General features: G+C 72.0%; 13 protein-coding genes. 9 read left to right on the forward strand and 4 right to left on the reverse strand.

Annotation, left to right across the window (positions count from 1 at the left end; genetic code table 11):
• Window positions 1-157: 157 nt before the first annotated feature.
• From ACFW01_RS14275 to ACFW01_RS14290, 4 genes are all read left to right on the forward strand, one after another.
• On the forward strand, window positions 158-940 hold the full coding sequence (locus ACFW01_RS14275; protein WP_234957776.1) for a DUF899 domain-containing protein: 783 nt from the start codon (window positions 158-160) through the stop codon (window positions 938-940).
• A 163-nt stretch (window positions 941-1103) separates the two neighbouring features.
• A complete protein-coding gene (locus ACFW01_RS14280; protein ID WP_234957775.1) occupies window positions 1104-1598 on the forward strand; it encodes a diadenosine tetraphosphate hydrolase in 495 nt (164 codons plus the stop codon).
• 263 nt (window positions 1599-1861) lie between these two features.
• The gene (locus ACFW01_RS14285; RefSeq protein ID WP_234957924.1) at window positions 1862-2326 is read left to right on the forward strand and encodes a spore-associated protein A; all 465 of its coding nucleotides are present in this window, start codon (window positions 1862-1864) and stop codon (window positions 2324-2326) included.
• A 76-nt stretch (window positions 2327-2402) separates the two neighbouring features.
• Window positions 2403-3500, forward strand: coding sequence for an enoyl-CoA hydratase/isomerase family protein (locus ACFW01_RS14290; protein ID WP_234957774.1), 1098 nt, complete (start codon window positions 2403-2405; stop codon window positions 3498-3500).
• Here ACFW01_RS14290 and ACFW01_RS14295 read toward each other — a convergent pair.
• Genes ACFW01_RS14295 through aceA form a run of 3 tightly spaced genes read right to left on the reverse strand, consistent with a single transcriptional unit; the run spans window position 3485 to window position 7293 of the window.
• A complete protein-coding gene (locus tag ACFW01_RS14295) occupies window positions 3485-4354 on the reverse strand; it encodes a 3-hydroxybutyryl-CoA dehydrogenase (RefSeq protein WP_384503739.1) in 870 nt (289 codons plus the stop codon). The two genes, ACFW01_RS14290 and ACFW01_RS14295, sit on opposite strands and share 16 nt — an antisense overlap.
• On the reverse strand, window positions 4351-5949 hold the full coding sequence (gene aceB / locus ACFW01_RS14300) for a malate synthase A (RefSeq protein WP_384503741.1): 1599 nt from the start codon (window positions 5947-5949) through the stop codon (window positions 4351-4353). The genes ACFW01_RS14295 and aceB overlap by 4 nt, the downstream gene beginning before the upstream one ends.
• Window positions 5950-6009: 60 nt before the next feature.
• Entirely contained in the window at window positions 6010-7293 is a 1284-nt protein-coding gene (aceA, locus tag ACFW01_RS14305) for an isocitrate lyase (RefSeq protein ID WP_384503743.1), read from the reverse strand.
• A 381-nt stretch (window positions 7294-7674) separates the two neighbouring features.
• On the opposite strand from aceA, the gene ACFW01_RS14310 reads away from it, so the two are divergent.
• Both ACFW01_RS14310 and ACFW01_RS14315 read left to right on the forward strand, forming a co-directional pair.
• Entirely contained in the window at window positions 7675-9081 is a 1407-nt protein-coding gene (locus tag ACFW01_RS14310; protein ID WP_384503745.1) for a short-chain fatty acyl-CoA regulator family protein, read from the forward strand.
• Between the two features lie 165 nt (window positions 9082-9246).
• Window positions 9247-10221 carry a ferric reductase-like transmembrane domain-containing protein gene (locus ACFW01_RS14315; RefSeq protein ID WP_384503747.1) on the forward strand — a complete coding sequence of 325 codons (975 nt, stop codon included), beginning with the start codon at window positions 9247-9249 and terminating at the stop codon, window positions 10219-10221.
• An 18-nt stretch (window positions 10222-10239) separates the two neighbouring features.
• Here the strand turns inward: ACFW01_RS14315 and ACFW01_RS14320 are convergent, their stop codons facing one another.
• A complete protein-coding gene (locus tag ACFW01_RS14320; protein ID WP_234957769.1) occupies window positions 10240-10647 on the reverse strand; it encodes a VOC family protein in 408 nt (135 codons plus the stop codon).
• A gap of 147 nt (window positions 10648-10794) precedes the next feature.
• On the opposite strand from ACFW01_RS14320, the gene ACFW01_RS14325 reads away from it, so the two are divergent.
• The 3 genes from ACFW01_RS14325 (at window position 10795) to ACFW01_RS14335 (ending at window position 15357) form a co-directional block, all read left to right on the forward strand.
• Window positions 10795-11817 (forward strand): ArsR/SmtB family transcription factor, encoded by a 1023-nt coding sequence (locus tag ACFW01_RS14325; protein ID WP_384503749.1) that lies wholly within the window; start codon window positions 10795-10797, stop codon window positions 11815-11817.
• Window positions 11818-11994: 177 nt separating this feature from the next.
• On the forward strand, window positions 11995-12741 hold the full coding sequence (locus ACFW01_RS14330; protein ID WP_384503751.1) for a DUF1838 family protein: 747 nt from the start codon (window positions 11995-11997) through the stop codon (window positions 12739-12741).
• 450 nt (window positions 12742-13191) lie between these two features.
• A complete protein-coding gene (locus tag ACFW01_RS14335; protein WP_234957766.1) occupies window positions 13192-15357 on the forward strand; it encodes an ATP-binding SpoIIE family protein phosphatase in 2166 nt (721 codons plus the stop codon).
• The last annotated feature ends 105 nt before the right edge of the window (window positions 15358-15462 follow it).

Consider the following 15462-nt stretch of genomic DNA (forward strand, 5'->3'; position numbering starts at 1 on the left):
GGGGTCAGCGACCGCCATTGTGTAGTCGGCCGGTGCGCCCATGAGCCTGGTGAACGGCACCCCGCGATGAGTTCCGGCCGCGGCACGAGTCTGAACCTGGTGAGCGTCGTAGCCCCGCGCGCGGCGCCGCCCGGCACGAGACACCACGGAGGATGCCATGACGCACACGCCGAGTGACCCGACCACCGCGCCGTACGGCCGTCCGCCCGTGGTGGACCAGGCCACCTGGCAGGCCGCCCGTGACGAGCTGCTGGTCCGCGAGAAGGCACACACTCGCGCGGGGGACGCCCTCGCGGCGGCCCGTCGCCGGCTGCCGATGGTCGAGTTCGACGGGACGGTCGAGGTCGTCGGACCCGACGGCCCGGTCCCCTTCCTGGACCTCTTCCAGGGCCGCGACGAGCTCGTGGTGTACAAACACATGTGGTACGACGGCGCACCCCACCAGGGGCAGTGCGAGGGCTGCACCACCACGGTCTGGCACCTGAAGGACCCCGTCTACCTCAACGCCCGCGGCGTCTCGTTCGCCGTCGTGACCACGGGCCGCTGGGAAGAGGTGGCCGCCTACGTCGAGTTCATGGGCTACACGCAGCCCTGGTACTCGATCCGAGGCGTGGAGGGACCGGCCGGCGGCGATACCGGTTACCTCACCTCCTACCTGCGCGAGGGCGACCGCGTCTTCCTCACCTACTCCACGACGGGCCGCGGAAACGAGCGAGTCAACGGCTCCCTCGGCCTGCTCGACATGACGCCGTACGGCCGTGGCGAGGCCTGGGAGGACAAGCCCGAGGGCTGGCCGGAGGGCGGCGAGCCCTGCTACTCGTGGCGCTCTGACGCGGACGGCAACGCCACCTGGGGCCCGAACAGCCGCCCCGTTCCCCAGTGGACGCGCCCCGGCGCGACCCCGGAGCAAACCCTCGGCCGACGCGGCCTCTACGGCTGAGACGGGACCGCCGCCATGGCGTCATCCTTCCGCCCACCGCTGCTGGTGCTCCACCACGGTCCCACGGTCACCGGAGCCGACTCATCGGGACAGGGCATGCCCCCCAGCATGACGGAGGCCGGTCGGACTTCGAGGGCGGTGGCGGCACAGGTAGGTTCAGGCCATGGCTGATGACTGGCGGACGGATCGGATCGGGGCCGCGCTGAGGGGGGAGAACCCGACCGTGATGCGGCGACTGGCGGCCGGGTTCGCGGTGATCGGGGACGTCCAGTTCCTGCCCGGCTACTCGGTGCTCCTCGTGGACGAGCCGGACGCGCAACGGCTGTCCGACCTGCCGAGGGCGAAACGGCTGGCGTTCCTGTCCGACATGGACCGGCTCGGCGAAGCGGTGGAACGTGCCTGCCGACGGCTGGACCCCGCCTTCCGCCGCGTCAACCTGGAGATCCTCGGCAACACGGACCCCTTCCTGCACGCGCATGTATGGCCGCGCTACGACTGGGAGCCGGCCGACCTGGTCGGTGCCCCCGTCTGGCTCCACCCCCGGGACCGGTGGAGCGACGACCGGTTCCGGCTGGGTCCGCGACATGACGTACTGCGGTCCTCGATCGTCCGTGAGCTGGACGAGTTGGGAGGGGCCGGCGGGCGCAGTTTCTCGTAGCCCTCCGTCTGTGGGATGCGTCCGTACGAGTTCGCCACCTGGGCGTGGCTCGGCCAGGTCGGGTGAACCAGCGGTGGCCGCACTCGACGTGACCGACCCGCACGGGAAGCAGGTACCACTCGGCGATCTTCTTCGCGAATGGCCGTAAACAGTCGTCAACGGCGTACAACCACCGAACAGACGCAAAGGTCTCAGCGGGTGGCTTCAGCAACACCATGGGGAGGCCAGTCCGATTCACGGATCGAGGTGCCATGAAGCGTTCCATGCAAGCCGTGGGTACGTCGTTGATCGCCGTCGGGGCCATCGGAGCGGCGCTGCTGGTGACCGCCCCCGCCGCCGGCGCGGCCACCAACGGCGCGACCGCCGCGTACAACGGGGTCTGCGGCTCCGGCTACAAGGTGGTGAACTCCATGCCGATCGGGAAGACCGGCACGGTCTACCTCACCTACAACTCGGCAACGGGCAAGAACTGCACGGTGACCATCCGCAACAGCACCGGCGCACCGACGTACATGGTGGCCTACGTCCGCAACGTCGACAGCGGCGAGGACATGTACGACGCGGGCGAGTACCGCTCGTATGCGGGGCCGGTGTACGCCTTCGCGCGAGGTGCCTGCGTGGAGTGGGGCGGCGTCATCGACAACCTGCAGGCCTGGAACTACGGCTCCAACTGCGGCGCGCTCGCGGCGAAGACCCCGCAGAAGGACTGGTTCGCCGGCGACCGGTGACGACCAGGGGGAGACCGAGGGGGCTCCGCCGGTGGGCGGTGCCCCCTCACCGCGTGGAGCCGAGTACGGTGTCGAGATGAACGGCACCGACGCACCCGTCCTCCTGCACACCACCGGCCGGGCCGCGCACATCACCCTCAACCGCCCCAGGGCCCTGAACTCCCTCACCCACGAGATGGTGCTCCGCGTCGACGAGGCGCTGACCGCCTGGGAGCGGGACCCGGCCGTCGAGACCGTCGTCGTCACCGGCGCCGGGGAGCGCGGCCTGTGCGCGGGCGGCGACATCCGGAGCATCCACGACGACGCCCGCGACGGCGACGGCACCGCCTCGGCCGCCTTCTGGCGTGACGAGTACCGGCTCAACGACCGGATCGCCCGCTACCCGAAGCCGTACGTCGCCGTCATGGACGGCATCGTCATGGGCGGTGGCGTCGGCATCTCCGCGCACGGCAGCGTCCGGATCGTCACCGAACGCTCCCGGATCGCCATGCCCGAGACCGGCATCGGCTTCGTCCCCGACGTCGGCGGCACCCACCTGCTCGCCCGCGCCCCCGGCGAACTCGGAACCCACCTCGCCCTGACCGGCACGCAGATCGGCGCCGCCGACGCCCTGCTCTGCGGACTCGCCGACCGTTACGTGCCCTCCGCCGCGCTGGGCGACCTCGTCGGCGAGCTGGCCGCGCTGCCCGCCGCCGAGGCCCTGGCCCGGTACTCGCAGGCGCCCCCACCGGGGGTCCTGGCCGCGCACCGGACCTGGATCGACGCCTGTTACGCGACGGACGGCGTCGAGGAGGCGGTACGGCGGCTGTACGACCACGGCGATCCGGCCGCCAAGGAGGCCGCCGAGACCCTGCTCACCAGGTCGCCGACCTCCCTCAAGGTCACCCTGGCCGCAGTACGCCGCGCCCGCGGGCTCGGCTCCCTGGAACGGGTCCTGGACCAGGAGTACCGCGTCTCCTGCGCGGCACTGACCGCACCCGACCTGGTCGAGGGCATCCGCGCCCAGATCATCGACAAGGACCGCGACCCCCGCTGGACGCCGGCCGCCCTCGCCGACGTCACCGACGCGGACGTCGAGCGCTTCTTCACCCCACTCGGCGAGCACGAGCTCGGGCTCGGGCTCGCCACCACGGCCGGCGGCGCGCCGGAACACGGCGGTCAGTCCCGGTCGTAGGTGTGGAACCCCCGGCCGGTCTTCCGGCCGAGGAGCCCCGCCTCCACCATGCGCTGGAGCAGCGGCGGCGGGGCGTACAACTGCTCGCGGAACTCGTCGTACAGCGACTCCGCGATCGATGCGACCGTGTCCAGACCGATGAGGTCGGCCAGCCGCAGCGGCCCCATGGGATGGGCGCAGCCCAGCTCCATGCCCGCGTCGATGTCCGCCGCGGTGGCGAAGCCGGACTCCGCCATCCGCACGGCGGACAACAGGTACGGGACGAGCAGCGCGTTGACGACGAACCCGGCCCGGTCCTGCGACCGGACCACCGTCTTGCCGAGCGCGCGGGTCGCGAAGTCCTCGACGAGGGAGACCGTGGCCGCCGACGTGTGCAGGGACGAGACGACCTCGACCAGGGGCAGCACCGGCACGGGATTGAAGAAGTGCAGGCCCACGACCCGGTCCGCGCGGCCGGTCGCCATGCCCAGCCGCATGACCGGCAGCGAGGAGGTGTTGGTGGCCAGCACGGCCTCCGGATCCTCGACGATTTTGTCGAGCGCGCCGAAGACCTCCGCCTTGGCGTCCGCGTTCTCCACCACCGCCTCGACGACCAGCTGACGGTCGGCGAGGTCGTCGAGGCTGCCCGTGAACACGAGGTGGGCCAGCGCGTCCTCCGCCCCCGACGGCTCCAGCTTCCCGCGCCGCACCGCGCGGTCGAGGGAGGCCGCCACCCGGTCCCGGGCGGTGCGGGCAGCGAGGGCGTCGGCCTCGCACACCACCGTGTCCAGGCCCGCCCGGGCGCACACCTCGGCGATGCCCGCGCCCATCTGCCCGCCGCCGACCACGCCCACGCGCCGGATGCCGGCGCTCATGCCCCGGTCTCCGTCCGCCGCACGAGGTGGCGGGTGTACGCGTCCGGGGTGAAGAACAGCGGCAGTTCACCTGCCAGCACGGTCCGCTCGAACAGCGCCCGGATGTCGTCGAAGGACGCCCACGGGGAGATCGCGCCGAGCGCGACGGCCTCCTCGTCGAGCAGCCGCAGCACGGTCTCCCGGTCGATCACCCGGTGCCGCAGCCACTGCCAGACCTGCACGCGGGCGATCTCGGCGGTGGCCGCGTCCTCCATCAGCCCGTCCACCGCGACCGCGCCCTCACCGCGCAGCCAGCCGGCGAAGTAGCGCAGCGCGACGGCGATGTTGGTGCGCACGCCCTCCGGGGTCGGCGGGCCGGTGACCCGGCGGACCGACAGCAGATCGACGGCCGTGACCTCGACGTCGTCGCGGGTGCGGTCGAGCTGGTGGGGCCGTTCGCCGAGGACGCCGTCGAAGACGTCGCGGCACACCGGCACCAGGGCCGGGTGGGCCACCCAGGAGCCGTCGAAGCCGTCCTCCGCCTCCCATTCCTTGTCCAGCCGCACCTTGGCGAAGGCCGCCTCGTTCGCGGCCGGGTCCCCGCCCGGCACCTGGGCGGCCATGCCGCCGATGGCGTGCGCTCCGCGCCTGTGGCAGGTGCGCACGAGCAGTTCGGTGTACGCCCGCATGAAGGGCGCGGTCATCGTGACCTTGGCGCGGTCGGGGAGGAGGAAGTCGGTGCGGTGCCCGAAGGTCTTGATGATGCTGAAGAGGTAGTCCCAGCGGCCGGCGTTGAGACCGGCGGAGTGCTCGCGCAGCTCGTAGAGGATCTCCTCCATCTCGAACGCCGCGGTGATCGTCTCGATGAGGACGGTGGCCCGGACCGTGCCCCGTGGGATGCCGAGCAACTCCTGCGCCAGCAGGAAGACGTCGTTCCAGAGGCGGGCCTCGTAGCGGTTCTCCAGTTTGGGGAGGTAGAAGTACGGGCCGCGGCCCGCTTCGATCTGCCGCCGCGCGCAGTGGAAGAAGTAGAGGCCGAAGTCGACGAGCGCCGCGGGCACGGGGCCGCCGTCGAACTCCAGGTGCTCCTCGTCGAGGTGCCAGCCGCGCGGGCGGACCATGAGAGTGGCGAGCCGGTCGCGGTCGGCGAGCCGGTACTCCTTGCCCTCCGGCGTGGTGAAGTCGATACGGCGCTCGACGACGTCGAGCAGGGTGAGCTGGCCGTCGACGATGTTGTCCCAGGTGGGGGCGGTGGCGTCCTCGAAGTCCGCCATCCACACCTTCGCACCCGAGTTCAGCGCGTCGACGGCCATACGGCGGTCCGGCGGCCCGGTGATCTCCACCCGCCGGTCGGTCAGACCGGGCGCGGGCGGCGCGACCCGCCAGGACGGATCGTCCCGCACCGCCGCGGTGACCATGGGGAAGACGAGCGGAGAGCCCGACGCGAGCCGCAGGGCCTGGCGGCGGCGTTCCTTCATGAGGTCCCGTCGGCGCTCCACGAAGGCGGCGGCGAGACGGCCGACGAAGTCCAGGGCGGCGGGGGTGAGGATCTCGTCGTGCCGGTGGCCCGGGGCGGCGAGAACACGGAGCTGGTGGGGCGGTGCGAGGGTGGTCATCGCGATCTCCTGGGAGAGGGGAGGGCGGGCCGGGCCGCGAGGGCGGCCTGGCCCGGCTGCCTAGTGGAACTGCTCTTCCTCCGTGGACCCGGTGAGAGCGGTGGTGGAGGAGGCCGGATTGACGGCGGTGGAGACGAGGTCGAAGTAGCCGGTGCCGACCTCGCGCTGGTGCTTGACGGCGGTGAAGCCCTGCGCCTGGGCGGCGAACTCCTTCTCCTGCAGGTCGACGTAGGCGGTCATGCCGTGCTCGGCGTAGCCGCGGGCCAGGTCGAACATGCCGTGGTTCAGGGAGTGGAAACCGGCCAGTGTGATGAACTGGAACTTGTAGCCCATCGCGCCCAGCTCCCGCTGGAACTTGGCGATCTGGTCGTCGTCCAGCGCCGCCTTCCAGTTGAAGGACGGCGAGCAGTTGTAGGCGAGCATCTGGTCGGGGTACTGCGCGTGGATCGCCTCGGCGAACTCACGGGCCTGGGCCAGGTCCGGGGTGCCGGTCTCGACCCAGATCAGGTCGGAGTACGGCGCGTAGGCGAGCCCGCGGGCGATGACCGGAGCCATGCCGCCCCGTACCCGGTAGAAGCCCTCAGCGGTGCGTTCGCCGGTGACGAACTCGGCGTCGCGCTCGTCGACGTCGCTGGTGAGCAGGTTGGCGGCGAGCGCGTCGGTGCGGGCGACGATCACGGTCGGCACGTCGGCGATGTCGGCGGCCAGCCGGGCCGCGTTGAGGGTGCGGATGTGCTGCGAGGTCGGCACCAGCACCTTGCCGCCGAGGTGGCCGCACTTCTTCTCGGAGGCGAGCTGGTCCTCGTAGTGGATGCCGGCCGCCCCGGCGGCGATCATCGCCTTGGTCAGCTCGAAGGCGTTCAGCGGGCCGCCGAAGCCGGCCTCCGCGTCGGCGACGATCGGCGCGAGCCAGTCGGTGGTGTCGCCGGCGCCCTCGGACGTGGCGATCTGGTCGGCACGCAGCAGCGCGTTGTTGATGCGGCGCACCACCTGCGGGACCGAGTTGGCCGGGTACAGGCTCTGGTCCGGGTAGGTGTGCCCCGCCTGGTTGGCGTCGGCGGCGACCTGCCAGCCGGACAGGTAGATGGCCTGGAGGCCCGCCTTGACCTGCTGCACTGCCTGCCCGCCGGTGAGCGCTCCGAGCGCGTGCACGTAGTCCAGGTCGTGCAGCTGCCGCCACAGCCGCTCGGCACCCCGCCGGGCGAGGGTGTGCTCCTCGCGGACGCTGCCGGAGAGCCGCAGCACCTCGTCGGCGCCGTAGGTGCGCTCGATGCCCTGCCACCTCGGGTCGGTGGCCCAGCGCCGCGCGAGTTCCTCGGCCGCCTGTGTCCTCGCCTCTGTCATGACTGTCACCGTCTCCTCGGTCTGTGGTGTCTGCCAATCCCGTACCGGTCGGAATCGGGTGTGGCACTGCGTGTCTGTCTTGTGGCTGCGGCCCGCCGGGACCCCCTGGAGGGGAGGATGAGCAATGCTGCCGGTGAGGAGGTCGCCCGAACCGATCCGTACGACGTCAGGGCATGAAATCGCGGGTCGGTACCGGGTGGCCGTCCACCGGTTCCGGCGGGCCGCACTGAGACTCTGACACTGGCACTGAGTGCCATCAACCATGGACGAATGCCAAGTTCTGCGAATCTTCCGGCCGGATTCTGCCAACGTTGCGAAGGCCTCGCTGCAGGGTCTCGTCCCGTACGCTGTCGGTCGGTTCCCCGGTGCGGAGGAGTGGCCGTGAGCAAGACCTATGCGGGGGCGCGGCTGCGGCGCCTGCGTGAGGACCGTCGGATGAGCCAGGCCGAGCTGGCCCGGGTGCTCGGCATCTCGCCGAGCTACCTCAACCAGATGGAGCACGACTCCCGCCCGCTCACGGTGCCGGTGCTGCTGCGCCTGACCGAGGCGTTCGGCGTCGACCCGGGGTTCTTCTCCGCACGCGACACGACCCGCCTCGTCGCCGACCTCCGCGAGGCCCTGTCCACGGAGATCGCCGAATCCCGGGTCTCCGCCGCCGACCTGACCGACCTCGCGGCGCGGACGCCCGAAGTGGCCCGCGTCCTGCTCGACCTCGGCCGGCGCAACCAGCGGTTGTCCGAGCGGCTGGCCGGCGCCACGGACGGCCGGGCCGGCGAGTCGGCGGCCTCCTCACCCCACGAGGAGGTCCGGGACTTCTTCTACCGGCGCGAGAACTACCTGCACGACACCGACCTGGCGGCCGAGAGCCTGGCCGCCCAGATCGGCGTCCGGCCCGGCGAGGTGATCGGCGCCCTCACCGCCCGGCTCGCCCAGGCCCACGGCGTCCACCTGGCCGCCGAGGCCGGCGACCGGCTCCACCACTACGACGAGGCGACCCGCACTCTGTACCTGTCGCCGCGCCTGCGTCCCGGGCGGCGCGCCTTCCGCATGGCCACCCAGCTCGCGCTGCTGGAACACGGGGACGCCCTCGACCGGCTCGCCGCCGAGGACTTCACGCCAGGCTCGGCACCGCACGCCCTGACCCGCATCGGCATCGCCAACTACTTCGCCGCCGCGCTGATCCTGCCCTACGGCACCTTCCACGCCGCGGCCGAGGAGGCCCGCTACGACATCGACGTGCTCACCGACCACTACGGCGTCGGGTACGAGACGGTCTGCCACCGCCTGAGCACCCTCCAGCGGCCCCGGCTGCGCGGCGTACCGTTCTCCTTCGTCCGCGTCGACCGGGCGGGCAACATGTCCAAGCGGCAGTCGGCCACCGGCTTCCACTTCTCCCGGGCGGGCGGCACCTGCCCGCTGTGGAACGTCTACGAGGCGTTCGCCGCCCCTGGCCGCATCCACGTCCAGATCGCCGAGATGCCCGACGGACAGCGCTATCTGTGGACCGCCCGGGCGGTCACCCGCCACCGCGGACGGTGGAACGAATCCGGCAGGACGTACGCCATCGGCCTCGGCTGCGAGACCCGCCACGCCCACCGGCTCGTCTACTCGGACGGCCTCGACCTCGGCAACGCCGCCGCCGCGACCCCCATCGGCATGGGCTGCCGCGTCTGTGAGCGCCTCGACTGCTCCCAGCGGGCCGCGCCGCCGCTGGGCCGAGGTCTGCTCATCGACCAGAACAGCAGCACCTTCGTGCCCTATCCGGTCACGAGCGACGGTTCCCGCTGAGCGCGGCGCGCCGCCGAGCACCGACGCCACCGTGCCTTTTCGGCCGCACCTTCCCGGCGCACTGGCTTGATCGCGACTCAGTGCTCCGCTGTCCCGTCGGCCAGACTGATGGCCCCACGACACACGCGCACCGTCGCGGCGGTGGCGGCGCCCGGGAGGCCCCTGATGCTGTCCAACGCGAGGCCCGAGGAAGACGGGACGCCCGCCGCTCGGACCGGACGCGACCGCCCCGCCCTCCGAGGTGATCTGAGGTCCGCGGTGCCCGACGCCACCGCCGCGGTGGTGGTCACCGCGGCCGTGTTCGCGTTCCTCTACGCACGCATGGGGTCGGGGGACTCGGCCACCGTCGCGGTCATGCCGTTCATGGACGACCCGGGCACCTACTGGATGTACCTGCTCAGCCAGGCGCTCGGCTGGTCCGGCCTCCTGTGGGCGTGGGGCACGGTGATGCTCGGCCTGCTGCTGTCCGGACCGCGCCCCACCCGACTGCCCGTCTCCCGGCAGGTGCTGGAACGCTGGCACCGGACGACCAGCCTGACCACGATGGCCCTGATGTTCGCGCACGCGCTGATGTTCGCCGCCGAACTCGTGCGCTACGAGACCAAGGTGGGGTGGGCCGAGCGGCTCTGGGTCGCCTTCGCGGACAGCTTCGTGCCCGGCTGGTACGACTCCGGAACCGGCCGGATCGCCATACCCATCGGCCAGGCCGCCCTGTACCTGGCCGTCCCCCTGGGCCTGTTGTTCTACGTCCGGCACCGCATCGGCGCGAACACCTGGCGGCGACTGCACCGGTTCGTCATCGTCGTGTACGTGCTGAGCGTCTGGCACACCCTGCTGTACGGGACCAACGTCTGGTACGGAGAGTGGCCGCGCACCGTGCTGTGGCTGCTGCAACTCCCCATCGCCGCAATGCTGTTGCTGCGTCTGATGCATCCAGCCCGGCGCGCCGAGCGACTGGGCGCGCCCGGGACGCACGAGGGCGCGTCCCGGGTGGGATGGACGACGCGAGCCGCCGGACGCGTCGTCGCCGCTGCCGTCGTCGTGGGTCTCCTGGCCGTGGTGGTGTCCGGCCGCGACGGCGGACGGGACCGTCCGGCCGAACCACCGGCGACCGGCCCGCACGCCCCGGCGTCGGAGTGACCGCGACGACCGCCGGAGTCAGCCCTGCGCCGCCGTCGGATCCATCCACATCACCTCCCAGGTGTGCCCGTCGAGGTCGTCGAAGGCGCGGCCGTACATGAAGCCGTGGTCCTGGGGCTCACCGGTGACCGAGCCCCCCGCGGCCACCGCCTTCTCGACCAGCGCGTCGACCTCTTCCCGACCGGCGGCGCTCAGGGCGAGCAGCACCTCGCTGGACGACGTCGAGTCCACGATCCGCTTCTTCGTGAACTCGGCGTACTTGCGGTGGGTGTGCAGCATGACGTTGATGGTGTCGCTGAGGGGGATCGCGGCCGTCGTGTCGTCGCTGAAGTCGTCGTCGGCGGGGAAGCCCAGTTCGGTGAAGAACTTCCTGGCCGCGTCGAGGTCGTTGGTGGCCAGGTTCACGAAGATCATCTGCTGGTGCACAGGGTCATGCCCTTCCTACGGCTGTGATGGTGGTCCCCGGAGCCTAGGAACCGAACGCCTGCCTGACGCGTTGATTCGAGCAGGTTCGAATGCCGGTCCGCGACGAACCGTTCACCGGAGCTGGGAACACACAGGGGGAGCGGGTCCGTGATTCGCCTGCACATGCCCGCCGAGCGGCTGGCCGGTCTGCGCTGGGCCGTGTCACCCGTGGGGGAGCTGGCGGCCGCGCTGGTGGCCCTGTCCGAGGTCCAGAGACCTCCGCCCGCCCTCCGCGAGGTCGGGGCCCTGCTGTCCTCCGGCCGGCTGCCGACGCTCGCCGCCGTGTCCCGCGGATACACCGCCTACCTCCCGGAACTGCTCACGCCGGCGCCCCGTACCTTCCTGCCGTCGGTCGAGGACCAGCTGCACGCCGTCGCGACGACCCCGGCGAGCACGGTGGGGACGCAGTTCACCGCCTTCCTGGCCGGGGGAGAGGCGCGGGGCAGCCGTTGCCCCTGGCTGCGCGAAGGGCAGCTCGAACGGGCCGAGGAGCGGGTCCGGCCCAGGATCGAGGTCGGCGAGAGCGAACTGCGGGAGCGTCTCGCCCGCGAGTTGCACTGGCTGTGGTCGAAGGCGATGGCACCGCGCTGGTCCGAGACCACCGCGAGCTTCGAGGGCTTCGTGGAACGGCACGGCGCCGTCGCGGCCCGCGAAGGACTCGGCGGTGCCCTCGCGGCCCTGCACTCCTCCCTGCGCTGGCAGGACGGCGCACTACAGGTCGCCTCGGCCTATCAGGGCGAGGTCGGCGGCACGCATCCCCTCACGCTCATCCCGAGCCTCTTCCTGGACCGGGTCGGTCTGCACGCCCCCCTGCGACGCGAGGAAGCCCAGCTGGCCATCCCCATGGGCGCCGCACGCCACCCGGGCCCGCGCATCGCGCCCGTCCTCGGCGCCACCCGACTGGCGATCCTCCACAGCCTGACCGAACCGCGCACCACCACGGCCCTGGCCGCCCTGCACCACCTCGCCCCCGCTACGGTCTCCTTCCACCTGACCCGCCTCCACGCCGCCGACCTGGTGCGGCGCACCCGCTCCGGCCGGCACGTCCACTACCAGCACACACCCCGGGCCCGCGCCTTCCTCCGCCCGTCCCCGGAGGCCGACCCGTCCGCCGGGTCGCCGCCACCGTGACCGGAGGACGTCACCCGGCGCCTCCGGCTTCCCGCGTGAGCAGGTCGGCGATACGGGCGATCATCTGGCTACTCCACGCCGTCACCTCACGGAGTGACCCTTTCCTTCCGGCCAATTCAGGGCCATGCCGGGGTGATCGGCTCCGCGTCACGGCGGTGATCGCGCAGAGTACTTCCCATGACGACACCCGCAGAACAGCTCCGCGCCCTCGCCCGCACCCGTGCCTCGCTGGACGGTGAGGAGGTCACCTACTGGTGGACCGGTGATGTGTACGCCTGGGGCCCCGAGGAGCCGTACGAGCGTCTCTTCGGCTTCGAAGGGGTCAACGTCGCCCGCCTCGTGCAGGACGCCGACGGCGGTCCGGACGCCTACCGCCTGCTCACCCGCGAGGCCGCCTTCTACCTCGACCCCGTCAGCCGCGAGATCCTGGAGACCTGGCGGGACCTGCCGGTCGTGCACGTCTGGAACGACCCGGCGAACCAGAAGTGGCGCCCCTTTCCCGTCCCGACGACCGAACTCGGCGGACAGGTCTGCTTCAGCCTGGAGATCCCGCTCTCCTACCCCTCGCCGCTGCCCGTGGCCCAGTACCCGGTCCACTCGGCCGGCGACACGTACAGGGCTCTGGAGCTCTTCCAGTTCTTCGCCGACCGCGACGACCTGGCGGGTACGGCGCCCAGTGTCCCGGCGACCATGTCGTGGTCCCGGATGTCCCCGTGGCTTCCGTGGATGGCCCGCGGAGAGCGGCCCGGCGGCCTCACCTTCCACTGCCGGGGCCGCAAGCTCGGCGCGTACACGGAGGTTCCCGAGCGCACCAGCGCGTACATCGCCGACCACCATCCGGAGTTCGCGCACGCCCCGGAGAAGTGGAGCGAGCCGAACGAGACGAGCTGGACCTACTTCCGCAAGCTCAACCCACCGCGGTAAACCTCGTCGTACTGCTGCCGCTCGCTCGTGGCCGGGAGTCTCCACGTTTCCCGGCACGGCGTCGTAAGGGCAGATGCCAGATAGATCCCGGCGACGGCCCGGCAGTGTTCACGTTTCGGCGTGAACCAGATACTGAGCGTAGCGGTGTGCGGCGTCCATGCCCTTGAGGGACGCACTGGGCGGCGTTCCGTCCACGGGCGGCTTCTTGATCCACTGGAACGGGGGAACGGAGGGCGTGGGACCCCTTCGAGGACGGCGTGCCGCCGCTGGAGCTGCCCCTGTACGCGGGCCGCATCGAGCCCGAGCGCCGGCGTCACGGCGCCGGTGTGGGCGAAGGCGCCCGGCGTGTTATTGAATGAGGTGTGCGGCCGGAGATCTCGGGGCCCGCCGCACGGGTGCGAGTACGGCCCGGCGCCGTGCCGGGGCCGGCGAGCGAGCTGAGAGAGCCGTATGGACACACCCTCTCCTTCGTCCTCTTCGTCCTCGTCGCCGTTCGACCTGGTCAGCAGCGCCTTGGGCAAGTACATCCCGCGCGGCGGAGCGGCGGCGGCCGACGCCTCCGGAGCGCCGGGTGAGGACACCGCCCGCGTACGCGTCCACCCCAACCCGGCGGCCGGCCTCCAGGAGCAGATCCTCGGCGCGGTCAACCTGGACCGGGAGCTGCGCATCACGCGCAGCAACCTGGACGCCCCCGTCTTCGCCGGTCTGGACGTCGTGACCGGAAGCCCCTTCGTCGACCTGCTCCCGCCCTGGGACGTACCGACCGTCACCCGCCGGCTGCGGCAGGTCCTGGAAACCGGCGAGGCGCACGTCGCCCGGGTCCAGCGGCTGCGGCGCGCGGACGGCTCGGAGCTGGTCGTCTCGATGAGCATCCTGTCCGCCGCGGCGCCGCAGGAGGGCCTGACCGTCTCCCTGATCGCCATGGCCAGGAGACTGCACCTGTACGCCGCCGAGACCGCGATCGGCACCTCGCTGGACATCGGCGAGACCGCGCAGTCGCTGGCGGAGTCCCTGCTGGCCTGGGGAGACGTGGCCGCCATCGACCTCGACTTCGCCGTGTGGACGGGCGAGGGGGTCACCGAGCACGGCCAGGGACGCATCCGGCTGCGGCGGGCGGCCCTGGTGCCGGACCGGGTCTGGCCCGACGGTTATGTGACTGAGGGTGACGATCTGCCCAAGGACGCGAGTCATCTGCTGTCGCAGGCGATCCGGCGTGACGACGCCGCCCAGGCCATCGTCATCCCGGACCGCGAGTCGATCGAGCGGGTCCTCGGCAGTCCGAAGCTGGTACGTGCCCTGGTCCCCAGCGACCGGTCGGCGGGTGTGGCCTGCATCCCGCTCGTCCTCGACGGGTCGCCGCCCGTCGTCCTCGGCGTGGCGGAGGTCTGGCGGCGGGCCGACCGCCCGTTCAACGACGGCGAGCTGCTCGACCTCCAGGAACTGGTGGCCAGAACCTCGCACCACGTCGATCTGGCCCGGCAGCACCAGCGCGAGCACACCCAGGTGCTGGCCCTGCAGCGCCGGCTGCTGCCGCGCACCGGCGGCGACACCGTCGAGACCGCCAGCGTCTACCAGCCCGCCACCCCCGACAGCGCGGGCGTCGGCGGGGACTGGGTGAACAGCTTCCCCCTCCCGGACGGCCGTACCGCCCTCGTCGTCGGCGACGTGGTCGGACACGGCCTGGGGGCCGCGGCGACGATGGGCCAGCTGAGCATGGAGGCCCGCGCACTGCTCTCCGCGGGGCTGGCACCCGACGAGGTGCTGGAACACCTGGACAAGACCGTGACGATGCTGGACGACGCGGAGTCGGGACTGGCCGCCGGCTACAGCGCCCTCGGATCGACCTGCTGCATCGCCGTCTACGACCCGGTCAGTCACCGCGTGGCCCTGTCCAGCGCGGGCCACCTTCCTCCGGTCCTGGTGCTGCCGGACGGACGCGCCGGGCCGCTCGCGGTCCGCCCGCATCCCGGCCTCGGCGCGGAGTTCGCCCTGCGCGAGCCGTTCGGGGTGCACACGTTCGCCGTACCCCCGGGATCCCTGCTCGCCCTCTACACCGACGGGCTGGTGGAGGATCCCGCCGTGCCGATCGACGAGGGCATCGGCAGGCTCGCGGACGCCGTGTCCACGGTGCACCCCTGGGACGTCCTGGAGGAGGCCGCGCGGTGGGTCGTCTCCGGGCTGTCGCCGCAGCGCGGGCGCGACGACGTGACCCTGCTGCTGGCCCGCATGATCGGCTACCGCAAGGGTGACACCGCCACCTGGCGGCTGCCCGCCCGCGACGACGCGGCCGCCCGGGCCCGCACGCTGGTCTCCGCGCTGCTGCGCGAGTGGCGTACCAGGGACGACACCCGGGACAGGGTGCTGCTCCTGGTCAGCGAGCTGGTCACCAACGCGGTCCGGTTCGCCGGCGGGCCCATCACGGTACGGATGATCAGGGCCGGTCACGGACTGCTGTGCGAGGTCGGCGACACCGGCAACGGCCGTCCCCGCCTCGGCCGCGGCGAGCTGCTCGACGACGGCGGTCGAGGCCTGCACGTCGTGCACCGGCTCACCGCCCGGTGGGGGGTGCGGTGGACGGACACCGGCAAGGTGGTCTGGGCGGTGGTGGCCAGGTGACGGCGCGGCCGCGCTAGGGCCTGTCTGACAATTCCCGTCGTCGCCCGGAGGGCGGCCTCGCGGCGTCAGGTGCGTGCTCTCGCCGTGCCGGGCGTAGAGCCTCGT

It is taken from the genome of Streptomyces sp. NPDC058985 (genome assembly GCF_042740985.1).
Lineage (GTDB): Bacteria > Actinomycetota > Actinomycetes > Streptomycetales > Streptomycetaceae > Streptomyces.